Genomic DNA, 16,836 nt, shown 5'->3' on the forward strand with positions numbered 1-16,836 from the left:
CACCGGCGGCCTGAACACCCGGGCCGCCGGCACTGAGCCGGGACTACCCGACCCGCTGGAACGAGTCCCCGGATCGGGCCCGCTCCAGCAAGGCCGTGAGGCGCTCGGCCAACGCCTCCACGTGCGGCATGGCGATGAGGGTGAAGTGGTCGCCCGGCACTTCGAGCACCTCCACCCCGCCCCGCGCCACCCTGCCCCAGCCCAGGTCCGCCTCCAGGTCCGGAGGCGCCTCGGCGGCCCGCAGCAGCACCAGTGAGCCGCTATAGGGCCCGGGCACGAAGGCCCGAGCGGCCCGCCGGTTTCGCGCGAACACGCGCCACAGGCCGCGCAGCTCCTCGCACGCCTCCTCCTCGAGGCCCGGGATGACGGGGGCCGGCCCCTCCAGCAGGGAGCGCAGCTCCACCGCGTCCACCTGCTGGAGCACCTCGGCCGCGCGCGGGTGCACGCCCGACAGCTTGGACAGGTGGTCCGCGAACTCGAGCACGCCCTGCCACTCCTCCTCGGCCGGGCCCTCGTCCTGGCTGCTCGCGTCGATGACGACCAGCATCCCCACCTGCTCGCCCAGGGCCTCGAGCTGCCGCGCCATCTCGTACGCGACGCGTCCGCCCAGCGACCAGCCGCCCAGCAGGTACGGCCCTTCCGGCTGCACCTCGCGCACGGACTCCAGGTAGCGGGTGGCCATCTCCTCCACCGTCTCGCCGCCTCCGCTCGCCGGCACCTGCAACCCGTAGAAGGGCTGCTCCGGCGGCAGGCGCCGCGCCAGCTCCAGGTAGCCGAGCACGCTGCCACCCACCGGGTGCACGCAGAAGAAGGGACGGGCCTCACCGCCCTTGCGCAGCGTCACCAGCGGCGAGTCCGACGACGTGCCCGCTTCGATGCGCGCCGACAGTCCTTCCAGCGTCGGCGCCTCGAAGAGGTCGATGACCGCGAGCTGGACTTCGAACAGCGCCCGCACGCGCGCCACCACCTGCGTGGCCAGCAGGGAGTGGCCGCCCAGGTCGAAGAAGTCATCGTGCACGCCCACGCGCGGCACGTTGAGCAGCTCCCGCCAGAGCACCGCCAGCCGTTCCTCCGTCCGCGTGCGCGGGGCGGTGTAGGACGTCTCCGTCCGCACGCGCGACGGCGCCGGGAGCGCCTTGCGGTCCACCTTGCCGTTGGACGTCAGCGGCAGCGCTTCCAGCACCACGAAGGCCGACGGCACCATGTAGTCCGGCAGCCGGGCCGCCAGGTGGTCGCGCAGCAGCGCTTCCTCCAGGGTGACGCCCGGCTTCGCCACCGCGTACGCCACCAGCTGCTTTCCGCTGGCCTCGTCGCGCGCCACCACCACGCACTCGCCCACGCCGGCATGCTGCGCCAGCACCGCCTCCACCTCGCCCAGCTCCACGCGGTAGCCGCGAATCTTGAGCTGGTGGTCCACGCGGCCGAGGAACTCGATGCGGCCGTCCTCCAGCCACCGCACGCGGTCTCCGGTGCGGTACAGCCTGGCGCCGGCCACGCCGCTGAAGCCGTCCGGCAGGAAGCGCTCCGCCGTCAGGTCCGGCCGGCCCAGGTAGCCGCGGCCCACGCTCTCGCCGCCGACGAACAGCTCGCCCGGCACGCCCGGGGGCACCGGCTGGCCATACCCGTCCAGCACGTACACCCGCACGTTGCCCAGGGGCTTGCCCAGCGGCACCGTCTGCGCCCCGGGCACGCGCACGCCGCGCTCCACCTTCTGCGCGAGCACGCCCACCGTCGTCTCCGTGGGGCCGTAGTGGTTGAACACCTCGCACTCCGGCGCGAGCGCGTGCACCCGCTCCACCAGGGCCCACTCCGACTTGTCGCCGCCCAGCACCAGCCGCTTGCGAGGCAGCAGCGCCTGGGCGGCCTCGTCCGCCAGCAGCGCCTCCAGGTGCGTCGGGACGATCTTCAAGCCCTCCACCTGGTGCTCGCGCCCGTACGCCGTCATCAGCGCCGAGTCAGAGACGGTCCGCCGGTCCACCAGGTGCACCGCCCCGCCCGCGCACAGCGTGGGGAAGAGCGCGGTGTGCCCCAGGTCCGCCGCCAGCGTGGACACCGACGCGAAGCTCATCTCCCGCGGCAGGTCCAGCCTCCGGCTCACGCCCGCCACGTAGCAGGCGAGCTGGCCGTGCTCGATGCACACGCCCTTGGGCTGCCCCGTGCTTCCCGACGTGTAGATGACGTAGGCCACGTTGCCCGGCACCGCGCCGCTGACCGGCGCCTCCTCCGGCTGGGACTCCAAGAGCCCGTCCCCGGCGTCCAGGCTGACCAGGAACTCACCCTGCGACGGCAGCTCGTTGGCCAGCGCCTCCTCGGTGACGATGACCTGCACCCGCGCGTCGTTGAGGACGTGCCGCACGCGCTCGCTCATGTGCGCGTGCGCCGGGTCCAGGGCCACGTAGGCGCCGCCGGCCTTGAGGATGCCCAGCAGGCCCACCAGCGCGTGCGCCCGCCGCTCCACGAACAGGCCCACCCGCGTCTCCGGCCCCACGCCCAGCGCCTTCAGCCAGTGCGCCAGCTGGTTGGCCTTGCGCTCCAGCTCCGCGTAGGTGAGCCGCTCGTCGCCAGCCACCACCGCCACCGCGTCCGGCACCCGCGCCGCCTGCTCGGAGATGAGCTCGTGGATGCACCGCCGCTCGTACGGCGCCGCGGTGTCGTTCCAATCCACCAGCACCCGCTTGCGCTCCTCCTCGGACAGCAGGGGGAGCTGGGACAGCCGCAGGGCGCCGCCCTTCTGGGCCACCACGCCCTCCAGCAGCCGCTGGAAGCGCCGCGCCAGGAGCGCGATGGTGGGCTCGTCGAAGAGGTCCATGCTGTACATCCAGGTGATGACCAGCCCGTCGGGCCGGGGGTTCACCAGCACCGTCAGGTCCAGCTTCGCGGTGGCCGGGTCGCCACCCTCCGCGCTCACCTTGAGCCCGGGCAGCTCCAGCGCCGACACGGGCATGTTCTGGAGCACGAACTTCACCTGGAACAGCGGCGCGTGCGCCGTGGTGCGGTCCGGGTTGATGGCGCGCACCACCTCCTCGAAGGGGAGGTCCTGGTGCGCGTACGCGTCCATCGACACCTGCTTCGCCTGCGCCAGCAGCGCGGTGAAGGTCGGGTCCCCCTCCATCCGCAGGCGCAGCACGAGCTGGTTGATGAAGAAGCCGATGAGCGACTCCGTCTCCGCGTGGTTGCGGTTGGCCACGTCCGTGCCCACCACCAGGTCGGTCTGCCCGCTGTAGCGGTGCAGCAGGGACTGGAAGCCCGCCATCAGGACCATGAAGAGGGTGGCGCCCTCGCGCTGGCCCAGCGCCTCCAGGTTGCCGGCGAGGCGCGCGTCCATCATCGACACGTGCGTCCCGCCCCGGTAGCTGCGCACCGCGGGCCGCGGACGGTCCGCCGGCAGCTCCAGCGAGGAGGGCGCGCCCTCCAGCTGCTTCCGCCAGTAGCCGAGCTGCGTCTCCAGGGTTTCTTCCCGCAGCCACTGCCGCTGCCACGCCGCGTAGTCCGCGTACTGCAGCGTCAGCTCCGGCAGGGGTGAGGGCTGGCCGTCGCGGTAGGCCCCGTAGAGCGACACCACCTCGCGCACCAGCACGCCCATGGACCAGCCGTCCGAGACGATGTGGTGCATCGTCAGGAGCAGCAGGTGCGACTCCTCGCTCAGCCACAGCAACGTGGCGCGCACCAGCGGGCCGCGCGCCAGGTCGAACGGCCGGCGCGCCTCCTCCTCCTGGAGCCGCTGAGCCTGCGCGTCGCGCTGCGCTTCCGGAAGCTCGCGCAGGTCCATCCGGGACAGCGGCGGCATCGCCTGGGGCCACACCACCTGGGCCGGACCGTCCTCGCCGTCGTGGAACGTGGTGCGCAGGGATTCATGGCGGCGCACCACCTCCTGGAAGGCGCGATCCAGCGCATCGGCGTTCAGCGCGCCCTCGACCCGGACCGCGATGGGGATGTTGTAGAAGGGCATCCCCGGCTCCAGCTGATCCAGGAACCAGAGCCGCTGCTGCGCGAAGGACATGGGCATGCGCTCCCGCCGCGGCATGGGCCGCAGGGGGAAGGCGTCCGCCCCGCTCGCGTGTCCGGCGAGGGCGTCCACGCGCGCGGCCTGCTCGGCCAGGGTGCGGGCCTCGAAGACAACGCGCAGGGGCAGCTCCACCTGGAAGCCGTTGCGGATGCGCGACAGCAGCTGGGTGGCCACCAGCGAGTGGCCGCCCAGGTCGAAGAAGCTGTCGTGCACGCTGACGCGCTCCACGCCGAGCAGCTCGCTCCAGATGGCGGCGAGCCGCCGCTCCGTGTCGGTGGACGGCGCGACGAAGTCCTCCTCGGCGCGCAGCGTCTCCGGCGCCGGCAGCGCCTGCTTGTCCACCTTGCCGCTGGAGCTCAGCGGCAGCGTGGGCAGCGCGACGAACGCGGAGGGGACCATGTACTCGGGCAGCCGCGCCTGGAGGAAGCCGCGCAGCTCGGCCGCGGTGAGCGAGTCCTCCCCGACGTGGTAGGCCACCATCCGCATCAGGCCCGGCGCGTCCTCGCGCACCAGCACCACTGCTTCGCGCACCCCGGGGTGCTTGAGCAGCACGGCCTCCACTTCGCCCAGCTCCACGCGGTAGCCGCGCAGCTTCACCTGGTTGTCGAGCCGTCCCAGGAACTCGATGGAGCCCTCGGGCAGCCAGCGCACCAGGTCACCGGTGCGGTACAGCCGGGCGCCGGGGGCACCGAGGAACGGATCCGGCACGAAGCGGTCCGCCGTCAGCTCGGGACGGCCGAGGTAGCCGCGGCCCACGCCCGCGCCGCCGATGTACAGCTCGCCGGGCAGCCCCGTGGGGACGGGCTCCAGGTGCGCATCCAGCACGTACACCTGGGCGTTGGTGATGGGCTGGCCGATGGTGGGCCGGGCCGCGTCCACGTCCGCGCTGAAGGTGGCGCAGATGGTGGTCTCCGTGGGGCCGTAGGCGTTGATGAACCGCCGTCCGGGCTTCCAGCGCGCCACCACTTCCGGCGTGCAGGCCTCGCCCGCCGCGGCCACCACCTTCAGGGCCGGCAGCTCGTCGGGCGACAGCTGGGCCAGCACCGACGGCGTGAGCGTCACGGTGGTGATGGCCTGCTCGGCGAGCAGCGTCTTCAGGGACGTGCCGGGCATCAGGTCCTCCCGGCGCGCCAGGGACAGCCGGGCGCCGGACACCAGCGTCGGGAAGATTTCCCAGACGGACGCGTCGAAGCCGGAGGAGAAGAACTGCAGCACCCGCTTCCCGGGGCCCAGCTCCAGGGCCTCGATGCAGGCCAGGGTGGTGTTGGTCAGCCCGCGGTGCTCCAGCAGCACGCCCTTGGGGGTGCCCGTGGAGCCGGAGGTGAAGATGACATAGGCGAGATGGCTGTCCTTGGCGCCTCCCTCCAGGTCATGGTCCGGGTAGCGCTCCACGCGATCCCAATCCAGGTCCAGGCACAGGGTGTGGGCGGCACGGTGGCTGAGCTGATCCGCCAGCGACTCCTGCGTCAGCAGCAGCGGCGTGCGGGCCTCGTCGGCGATGAGCTCGAGCCGGTCCTCGGGCAGGGCGGGATCCAACGGGACGTAGGCGGCGCCGGACTTGAGGATGCCGAGCACACCCACCAGCAGCTCCAGCGAGCGGTCGACGTAGAGGCCCACGAGGACGTCGGGAAGCACGCCGCGCGCGCGCAGGTAGCGCGCGAGCTGGTTCGCGCGACCGTTGAGCTCCGCGTAGGTGAGCTCCTGGCCGTCGAAGGTGACGGCGATGGCGTCCGGGGTGCGGCGCACCTGGGCCTCGAAGAGGCGGTGGACGGGCTCGGCCGCGACGGGACGGGCGGTGTCGTTCCACGCGCGCAGCAGCTGATGCCGCTCGGCCGGAGAGAGCATCTGCAGCGTGGCCAGGGGCCGCGTGGGCGACTCCACCAGCGCCTCGACGAGCACCCGCAGGTGGCTGCTCATGCGGGCGATGGTGGCCGGTTCGAACAGGTCGGTGGCGTAAGAGAGGGCACCGGAGAAGCCGTCGGGCGAGTCGACGAGCGACAGCGTCAGGTCGAACTGGGTGGTGGAGTCCTCCAGCGCCAGCGGCCGCAGGGTGAGGCCCGGGAGGACGTGGGCCAGGGACTCCTCGGGGTTGAGGACGAACCACGCCTGGAACAGCGGATTGCGGCTGAGGTCGCGCTCGGGACGCAGCTCGTCCACGAGCCGCTCGAAGGGCACGTCCTGGTGGGCGTGGGCGCCGAGCGTCACCTCTCGCACGCGGGCGAGCAGTTCCTGGAACGTGAGCGGGCCCGGCATGCGGGTGCGCAGCACCAGGGTGTTGATGAAGAAGCCGATGACGCCCTCCAGCTCGAGCTGGCCACGGCCGGCGCCGGGCGAGCCCACGCTGATGTCGTCCTGGCCCGAGTAGCGGTACAGCAGGGACTGGAAAGCGGCGAGCATCACCATGAAGGGCGTGGCGCCCTCGCGCTGACCGAGTGCCTTGAGCCGTTCCACCAGCTCGCGCGGCAGCGACACCGGGTGGCTCGCGCCACGGGAGGACTGCGCGGCCGGACGGGGCTTGTCCGTGGGCAGCTCCAGGGCGGGCGGAGCGCCGTCGAGCTGGGCCCTCCACCACGCGAGCTGCGACTCCAGGGCCTCGCCCTGGAGCCACGCGCGCTGCCACACCGCGTAGTCGGCGTACTGCATGGACAGCGGAGGCAGCGGGGCCTCGTGGCCCCGGCGATGGGCGTCGTACAGCGCGGTGAGGTCGCGGACGAGGACCTGGGTGGACCAGCCGTCGAAGACGATGTGGTGCACGGTGAGCACCAGCACGTGGGTGTGCTCACCCAGCCGCAGCAGGAGGGTGCGCAGCAGCGGGCTCTGGCCCAGGTCGAAGGGCCGCTGGGCCTCCCGCGTGGCCTGGCGCAGGGCCTCGGCCTCGCGCTCGGCGTCGGGGATGGAGCGCAGGTCGACGAGCTCCAGGACCGGCTCCACCTCCGAGGCGATGACCTGCCAGACCTGCCCGGCCTCTCCCCGGAAGGAGGTGCGCAGGGATTCGTGGCGCTGCTGCAGCGCGTGGAGCGCGTGCCGCAGGGCGGCCACGTCGAGCGCCCCTTCCAGTTGGAAGACGGCCGGGATGTTGTAGCGCGAGCCGCCCGGAGCGAGCTGCTCCAGGAACCACAGCCGCTGCTGGGCGAAGGACAGGGGCAGCGGGCCCGAGCGATCCGCGCGGACCAGCGGTGGCGCCTGCGTCGTCGGCGCCATCGCGCTGCGCTGGAGGAGCGAGGCCAGCTCCGCCACCGTGGGCGCATCGAAGAGGGCCTTGAGGGGCAACTCCACCTTCAGTGCCTCTCGGATGCGTGAGATGGCACGGGTGGCGAGGAGTGAGTGCCCGCCCAGCTCGAAGAAGCTGTCGTGCACGCCCACGCGCTCCGCGCCCAGCACCTGCGTCCACACGTCCGCCAGCGACTTCTCCGCGTCCGTGCGCGGCGCCACGTACTCGCGCGCCCGTTCCAGCAGCGCGCCGTCCGGCTCCGGCAGGGCCTTGCGATCCACCTTGCCGTTGGACGTCAGCGGCAGCGCCTCCAGCGTCACGAACGCAGAGGGCACCATGTACTCGGGCAGTCGGGCACCGAGCGCCTGGCGCAGGGGGCTCACGTCGAGGGGTTCGGGGCCATGACCGACGACGTAGGCGACGAGGCGCTTGTCACCCGCGCCCTGGCCCTTGGCCACCACCACCGCGTCCTTCACCGCCGGGTGCGCTCGCAGCGCTCCTTCCACTTCGCCCAGCTCGATGCGGAAGCCACGCACCTTCACCTGTGTGTCCGCACGGCCCAGGAACTCCAGTGTCCCGTCCGCACGCCACCTCGCCAGGTCTCCCGTCCGGTACATCCGCTCCCCGGCCACGCCTCCGTGCACGTCCGGCACGAAGCGCTCCGCCGTCAGCTCCGCGCTTCCCAGGTAACCTCGCGCCACGCCCTCTCCGGCCGCGTACAGCTCTCCGGCCACTCCCACCGGCACCGGATTCAGCGCCGCGTCCAGCACGTACACGCGCGTGTTCCCAATCGGCTGGCCAATGGCCACCACTTCGCCCACCTGACTGCCTTCCGTCATCCGGTGGCAGCTGGTGAAGAGCGTGTTCTCCGTCGGGCCGTAGCACGCCGTCACCGGCACCTTCAGCTCTTCCACCACCCGGCGCACGTGCGGCGCGGACACCACGTCTCCGCCCGTCAGCAACTGCTTGAGGCCCCGCAGCACCTCCACGTCCGCGTCCACCACCTGCGCGAAGAGTCCCGCCGTCAGGTGCAGCGTCGTGACGCCCTTCCCCTTCACCACCCGCTTCAACTCCTCCACGTCTCCCACCGGGCCCGGCGGGTACACCACCAGCCGCGCCCCATTCAGCAGGCTGCCCCATACCTCCAGCGTCGAAGCGTCAAACGACACCGGGGCAATCAGCAGCAGCGTCTCTTCAGGCCCCAGGTGCGCGTACTTCGTCCCCTTCACCGTGCGCAGCACGCCCCGCTGCTCCGTGCACACGCCCTTGGGCTTGCCCGTACTTCCCGACGTGAAGTCGATGTACGCCAGGTTGCGTCCACCCACTCCACTCCTCGGCGCGTGCTTCGGCTGCTGGGCCAGTTGCTCCTGCACTTCCTCCAGCAGCACGCACTCCACGCCCTGCACCGGCAGCTTCTCCGCCAGCGCTCGCCGCGTCACCACCACCCGCGGCTTCACCTCGCCCACCATCTGCTCCAGCCGCGCCTGGGGGTAGTCCGCCTCCAGCGGCACGTACGCGCCTCCGGACTTCGCGATGCCCACCAGCGCCACCACCAACTCCACCGAGCGCTCCAGGCACAACCCCACCCGCTCCTCGGCTCCAACCCCCTTGCTTCTCAGCAAGTGCGCCAGCTGGTTGGCTCGCTCATCCAACTGCCGGTACGTCAGCTTCTCTTCTCCGCACTCCACCGCCACCGCGTCCGGCCGCTGCGCCACCTGACGCTCGAACTCCTCCGCGATGCTGCTCTCGCGCGCGTACTCCTGCTCCGTCGCGTTCCACCCCTTCACCACCAGCTGGCGCTCCGCATCCGTCAGCAGCGTCACCTCGGAGAGCTGCTTGCCGGCGCTCGCCACCAGCTCCAGCAGCGCCACCTTCCACTGCTTCAGCAGCGCATCCATCCCGCGCTGCTCGAAGCGCGGGGTCTCGTAGACCAGCTTCAGACGTAGCTGGGAGCCGGGCATCGCGGACAACGTGAGCGCGTAGTTCGTCCGCTCCTTCGAGCGGACATCCCGCACGTCCCAACGGCTCGCACGGCCCTTCAGCGACTCATCGACAGGGTAGTTCTCGAAGATCAACAAGCTGTCGAAGAGCGCCTGGCCGCGAGGCACGTTGCTCCAGCCCTGCACCTGCACCAGCGGGCTCTGCTCGAACTGCTGCTGCTCGGCCTGCTGCTTCTGGAGCCCCTTCAGCCACTCCGCCACTCCCCCGTCATCGGGCAGCTTCACCCGGACCGGGAGCGTGTTGATGAAGAGGCCGACCATGCCTTCGACGCCGTCCAGCTCGGCCGGGCGGCCCGCCACCGTGGCGCCGAAGACGACTTCGCCTTCGCCCGCGTGCCGTCCCAGCACCAATGCCCAGGCGCCCTGCGCCAGCGTGTTCACCGTCACCTGCTGCCGCTGCGCGAAGCCCTGCACCGCCGACGTCTCCTCCTCCGTCAACTGCAGCGTCACCTCGTCCTGGTTGTTCGTGCCGCCCTTCGCCCCACGCGCTTCCAGCGGCAGCCGCGTCGGCGCGCTCACGCCCTTCAGCGCCTCACGCCAGTACGCCTCCGCCTCCTTCGTGTCCTGCTTCGCAAGCCATCCGAGGTACTCGCGGTACGCAGGGCGCGTCCGGCCCCGCACGTCGCCACCCGTGACGAGCGCCTCGTACGTCGTGAAGACCTCCTCCAGCACCAGACCGAGGCTCCACCCGTCCAGCAGCAGGTGGTGGTGGCTCCACACGCACCGCCAGCCGTCTTCGCCCAGCTTCATCACCGCCATGCGCATCAGCGGCGCCTGGCCCAGCGCGAAGCCCTGGCGGGCGTCTTCCTTCAGGTACTCGTCCAGCGCGTGCTGCTGCGCCTCGCGGCCCAGGCTGCTCCAGTCACGCTCTTCCCACGGCAGTTGCACCGTGCGCTGCACCACCTGCAGCGGATCCTCCAGCCCTTCCCAGAGGAAGCGCGTGCGCAGGATGGACAGCCGCTCCACCACCGTCTGCCACGCCTGCTTCAGTGCCTCCACCTTCAGCCCGCCGCGCACTTCCCACGCGAGCTGCTCCACGTACACACCGCTGCCGCCTTCCAGCAGCGAGTGGAAGAGCAGGCCCTGCTGCAACGGAGAGAGTGGATAGACGTCCTCCACGCCCTCGCCCCGGCCCAGCACCTTCTCCAACTGCTGTGCGCTGGCCTTCACCAGCGGGAAGTCCACCGCCGTCCACAGCCCCGCTTCGGACTCCGTCCGCTGCCGCAGCAGCTGACGCAACTCCTGGGCGTAGTGCCGCGCCAGTTCCTCCACGCTCTCGCGCCGGTGCAGCTCCCGGCCGTAGTCGATAGCCACTTCCAGCCGGCCGCCTACCACCAGACCGTTGACGCCCAGCACGTGCGCGCGCTTCTCGCCCTTCGCCTGCGCTTCGCCCGCCTTCTCCTTCGCCGGCGCGAAGTACTTCGACTGCGCCGCCGTCGCGTCCACCTGTCCCAGGTAGTTGAAGACGACTTCCGCCTTCGGCAGCGCCGCCAGCTTCCGCCTCGACTCTTCCGCGCCCAGGTACTTCAGCAGCCCGAAGCCCAGGCCCTTGCCGGGCACCCGCCGCACCGACTCCTTCACCGCCCTCACCCACGCGCCCGCGCCCTCCGCCTTCGGCGCCTCCACCACCACCGGGTACACGCTGGTGAACCAACCCACCGTGCGCGACACCTCCAGCCCCACTTCTTCCTCGCGCCCATGGCCCTCCAGCTCCACCCTCACCCGCTCCAGCCCTCTCCACTTCTTCAGCGCCGCCGCCAGGCCCGCCAGCAGCACTTCGTCCACTCGCGCCCGGTACGCCCCCGGCACCTCGCGCAGCAGCGCCGCCGTCTCCTCACGGCTCAACTCCAGACGGACTTCTCCCTCCAGGCCCGTCTCATTGCGGCCGCCCGCCTCGTCCACCGGCAGCGACGGCACCTGCGCAGCGCCCTGGGCCTCCCAGTACGCCACCTCCCCTTCCACCTGCCCCGCGTACTCCTTCAGCCTCTTGGCCCACTGCTGGTACGAGGCGCTCTTCGGCCCCAACTCCACCTGCTCGCACGCCCGCTCCACGTCCTCCACCACCACCCGCCACGACACCCCATCCACCACCAGGTGGTGCACCACCACCAGCAAGCGCCGGCCCTTCTCTCCCAGCTCGAAGAGCACCGCCTTCACCAGCGGGCCCTTCTCCAAGTCCAGGCTGCCCTGCACCTGCGTCGCCACCTGCTCCAGCTCCGTGGCCACGTCCCGCGCACCGCGCAGGTCCACCTGCTCCAGCTTCAGCGAGCCCGCTTCGTCCACGCCCGCGTTGCGCTGCTTCCACTCGCCGCCAACCTGCTCGAAGCGCATCCGCAGCGCGTCGTGGTGCTTCACCACCTCGCCCAGCGCCTTCTCCAGCACCGCCGCGTCCAGCGCGCGAGAGACCTCCAGCAGCAGCGACTGGTTGCTGTGGCTCGGCTTCTTCCAGGCCTCTTCCAGGAAGCTCTTCTGAATGGCGGTCAGCTCCACCGGGCCTTCGACAGGACCCTGATCCGCCACCGCCTGCGCGGCCTTCACCACCTGCGCCAGCTCTTCCACCGTCTGCTTCTGGAAGAGCTGCTTCGGCGTCACCTCCAGGCCCGCCCTCCTCACGCGGGACACCACCTGCAGGCTCAGGATGGAGTCACCGCCCAGCTCGAAGAAGTTGTCCTGCACGCCCACGCGATTCAGGCCGAGCACCTGCGCCCAGACCTCCGCCAGCGTCTTCTCCATCTCCGTGCGCGGCGCCACGTACTGACGCGCCAGCTCCGGGCGGACGCCTTCCGGCTCGGGCAGGGCCTTGCGGTCCACCTTGCCGTTCGACGTCAGCGGCAGCGCCTCCAGCGCCACGAACGCCGAGGGCACCATGTACTCGGGCAGCCGGACCTTGAGCGCCTGACGCAGCTCGTTCGTGTCCACCGCCGCCGGGCCGTGGCCCACGACATAGGCCACCAGGCGCTTGTCACCCGCGCCCTGGCCCCTGGCCATCACCACCGCGTCCTTCACCGCCGGGTGCGCTCGCAGCGCTCCCTCCACTTCGCCCAGCTCGATGCGGAAGCCACGCACCTTCACCTGCGTGTCCGCGCGGCCCACGAACTCCAGGCTGCCGTCCTCGCGCCAGCGCGCGACGTCACCCGTGCGGTACAGCCGGGCACCCGGCTCGCCGCCAAACGCGTCCGGCACGAAGCGCTCCGCCGTCAGCTCCGGACGGCCGGGATAACCCCGAGCCACACCAACGCCTCCCAGGTACAGCTCGCCCGCGACGCCCAGGGCGACCAGGCCGCCGCGCGCGTCGAGCACATAGGTCCGCACGTTGGCCAGCGGCCGGCCAATGGACGGCGTGCGGCCGTCGGCCACGCAATCCGTGAGCGTGGCCACCACGGTGGCTTCCGTGGGCCCGTACGAGTTGACGAAGCGCCGGCCGGGGGCCCAGCGCGTCACCACCTCGGCCGGGAGCGCTTCACCGCCCGAGATGACGGTGCGAAGCGCGGGCAGCCCCTCGGACGGCGTGACGGCGAGCGCCGCCGGCGTGAGGCTGAGCACCGTGATGTTCGCGTCCCGCAGCAGCGCGGACAGCGTGTCGCCCGGCAACAATCGCTCCGCGGGCGCCAGCACCAGCGTGGCCCCCGAGGTCAGCGTGGTGAAGATCTCCTCCACCGAGAGGTCGAAGCTCAGGTTGGCGAACTGCAGCACGCGGCTGCCCGGCCCGATGCCGTACGCCACCGCCTCGTGGGTCACGAGGTTGGCCACGCTCCGGTGCTCGATGGCGGTGCCCTTGGGGGTCCCGGTGCTGCCGGAGGTGTAGATGATGTACGCGAGGTTGCCGGGGCCCGCACCACCGGGGACGCGCTCCCCGCTCTCGCGCAGGAGCGCTTCACGCGCCTCGTCCAGGCAGAGCGTGCGAGCCGAGGTCTCCGGCAGGCGTTCCCGCAGTGAGCCCTGGGTGAGCAGCACTTCGGCGCCGCTGTCGCTCAGCATGAAGGCGAGCCGCTCGCGAGGCAGCATCGGGTCCAGGGGCAGGTAGGCCCCGCCCGCCTTGAGGATGCCGAGCAGCGCCACCGCCACATCCAGCGAGCGCTCCAGGCACAGGCCGACCCGGACCTCCGGGCCCACGCCCAGCCGGTGCAGCGCCCGCGCGAGCTGGTTGGCTCGCACGTCCAGCTCCCGGTAGGTCAGCCGCTGTCCGTCGAACTCCACCGCCACCGCGTCCGGCGCCCGGTCCACCTGCGCCTCGAACAGCGAGGCGACGGTGGTGGCTTCCGGGAAGGCCACGCGGGTGCCGCTCCACGTCTCCAGTACATGCTGACGCTCCGCCTGCGTCAGCAGCGATACATCCTCCAACCGCTTGCCGGCGCTGGCCACCAGCCCCAGCAACGCCACCTTCCACTGCTTCAGCAGCGCGTCCATGCCGCGTGCCTCGAAGCGCGACACGTCATAGGCGAGCATCAGCCGCAGCTGCCTGTCAGGAATCACCGACAGCGTGAGCGCGTAGTTCGTCCGCTCCTGCACGCGGACGTCTCCGACCTCCCAGCGGTTGGCACGGCCCTTCAACGACGAATCAATGGGGTAGTTCTCGAAGACGAGCAGGCTCTCGAACAGGGCCTGTCCGCGCGGCACCTCGCTCCAGCCCTGCACGCGCACCAGCGGGCTCTGCTCATACTGCCGCTGCTCCGCCTGCTGCTCCTGCTGGGCCTTGAGCCACGACTCCACCAACTCGCCGCCACCGAGCTTCACCCGGACCGGGAGCGTGTTGATGAAGAGGCCGACCATGCCTTCGACGCCGTCCAGCTCGGCCGGGCGGCCCGCCACCGTGGCACCGAAGACGACTTCGCCTTCGCCCGCGTGACGTCCCAGCACCAATGCCCAGGCGCCCTGCGCCAGCGTGTTCACCGTCACCTGCTGCCGCTGCGCGAAGCCCTGCACCGCCGACGTCTCCTCCTCCGTCAGCTGCAGCACCAGCTCGTCCTGGGCATGGGAGTCGTCCTTCGCCCCACGCGCCTCCAGCGGCAGCCGCGTCGGCGCGCTCACGCCCTTCAGCGCCTCACGCCAGTACGCCTCCGCCTTCTTCGTGTCCTGCTTCGCAAGCCACGCGATGTACTCGCGATACGCCGCCCGCACCCGGCCGCGGAGTTCGCCACCCGTGACGAGCGCCTCGTACGTCGTGAAGACCTCGTCCAGCACCAGACCGAGGCTCCAGCCGTCCAGCAGCAGGTGGTGGTGGCTCCACACGCACCGCCACCCCTCCTCGCCCAGCTTCATCACCGCCATGCGCATCAGCGGCGCCTGGCCCAGCTCAAAGCCCTGGCGGGCGTCTTCCTTCAGGTACTCGTCCAGCGCGTGCTGCTGCGCCTCGCGGCCCAGGCTGCTCCAGTCACGCTCTTCCCACGGCAGCTGCACCGTGCGCTGCACCACCTGCAGCGGATCCTCCAGCCCTTCCCAGAGGAAGCGCGTGCGCAGGATGGACAGCCGCTCCACCACCGTCTGCCACGCCTGCTTCAGTGCCTCCACCTTCAGCCCGCCGCGCACTTCCCACGCGAGCTGCTCCACGTACACACCGCTGCCGCCTTCCAGCAGCGAGTGGAAGAGCAGGCCCTGCTGCAACGGAGAGAGTGGATAGACGTCCTCCACGCCCTCGCCCCGGCCCAGCACCTTCTCCAACTGCTGGGGGCTCGCCTTCACCAGCGGGAAGTCCACCGCCGTCCACACCCCGGCGTCCGGTTCCCGCAAATCGTTCAGCAGCTTCTTCAGCTGCCGCTCGTACTCCCGGGCCAGCTCCTCGACGCTCTCGCGGCGGTGCAGCTCCCGGCCGTATTCAATGGCCACTTCCAATCGGCCGCCCACCACCAACCCGTTGACGCCCAGCACGTGCGCGCGCTTCTCGCCCTTCGCGTGCGCCTCGCCCGCACGCTCCTTCGCTTGCGCGAAGTACTTCGACTGCGCGGCCGCCGCGTCCAACTGACCCAGGTAGTTGAAGACGACTTCCGCCTTCGGCAGCGCCGCCAGCTTCCACCGCGACTCTTCCGCGCCCAGGTACTTCAGCAGCCCGAAGCCCAGGCCCTTGCCGGGCACCCGCCGCACCGACTCCTTCACCGCCCTCACCCACGCGCCCGCGCCTTCCGCCTTCGGCGCTTCCACCACCACCGGGTACACGCTGGTGAACCAGCCCACCGTGCGCGACACCTCCAGCCCCACCTCCTCCTCGCGCCCGTGGCCTTCCAGCTCCACACGCACCCGCTCCAGCCCTCTCCACTTCTTCAGCGCCGCCACCAGTCCCGCCAGCAGCACCTCGTCCACTCGCGCCCGGTACGCCCCCGGCACCTCGCGCAGCAGCGCCGCCGTCTCCTCGCGGCTCAACTCCAGACGGACCTCTCCCTCCAGGCCTGTCTCATTGCGGCCGCCCGCCTCGTCCACCGGCAGTGACGGCACCTGCTCGGCGCCCTGGGCTTCCCAGTACGCCACCTCTCCTTCCACCTGCCCCGCGTACTCCTTCAGCCTCCGCGCCCACTGCTGGTACGAGGCGCTCTTCGGCCCCAGCTCCACCGCCTCGCCCCTCGCCACCTGCTCACACGCCCGCTCCACGTCCTCCACCACCACCCGCCACGACACGCCATCCACCACCAGGTGGTGCACCACCACCAGCAGCCTCCGGCCCTTCTCTCCCAGCTCGAAGAGCACCGCCTTCACCAGCGGGCCCTTCTCCAGCTCCAGGCTGCCCTGTACCCGCGTCGCCACCTGCTCCAGCTGCGCGGCGACGTCCTGCGCCCCGCGCAGGTCCACCTGCTCCAGCTTCAGCGCGCCGGCTTCTTCCACGCTCGCGTTGTGCTGCTTCCACTCGCCGTCCACCCGATCGAAGCGCATTCGCAGCGCGTCGTGGTGCTTCACCACTTCGTTCAGCGCCTTCTCCAGCGCCGCGGCTTCGACTTCTCCCGCGACGTCCAGCAGCAGCGACTGGTTGAAGTGGTGCGCCTGATTGCGCTCCTGCGCGAAGAAGGCCTGCTGCACGGGCGTCAGCTCCACCGCGCCTTCCACCGGCTTCTGCTCTCCGGCCTCCAGGGCGACCTTCGCGACCTGCGCCAGTTCCTCCACCGTCTGCTTCTGGAAGAGCTGCCTCGGAGAGATCTCCAGGCCGGCCCTCCGAGCCCGAGCCACCACCTGCAGGCTCAGGATGGAGTCACCGCCCAGTTCGAAGAAGTTGTCCTGCACGCCCACGCGATTCAGGCCGAGCACCTGCGCCCAGACCTCCGCCAGCGTCGTCTCCACCTCCGTGCGCGGCGCCACATACTGACGTGCGAGCTCCGGACGAACGCTCTCCGGCTCGGGCAGGGCCTTGCGATCCACCTTGCCGTTCGACGTCAGCGGCAGCGTCTCCAGCGCCACGAACGCCGACGGCACCATGTACTCGGGGAGCTTCGCCTTGACATGATCCCGCAGCCCGGAGACTCCAGGCCACCCTTCCGCCTTCGGCACCACGTAGGCGATGAGGCGCTTGTCACCCGCGCCCTGGCCCTTGGCCACCACCACCGCTTCCTTCACCGCCGGGTGCGCTCGCAGCGCTCCTTCCACTTCACCCAGCTCGATTCGGAAGCCCCTCACCTTCACCTGCGTGTCCGCACGGCCCA

At 71.2% G+C, this 16,836-nt stretch carries 1 protein-coding gene; it reads right to left on the minus strand.

Annotated features, from left to right (window positions below; all coding sequences use genetic code 11):
• Positions 1 to 43: 43 nt before the first annotated feature.
• Positions 44 to 16,836 (minus strand): non-ribosomal peptide synthase/polyketide synthase (locus tag D7X99_RS34835; RefSeq protein WP_147476351.1); only part of this gene is annotated, 16,793 nt, incomplete at its 5' end.

Origin of the sequence: Corallococcus sp. AB032C (assembly GCF_003668935.1) — a bacterium.
Lineage (GTDB): Bacteria > Myxococcota > Myxococcia > Myxococcales > Myxococcaceae > Corallococcus > Corallococcus exiguus.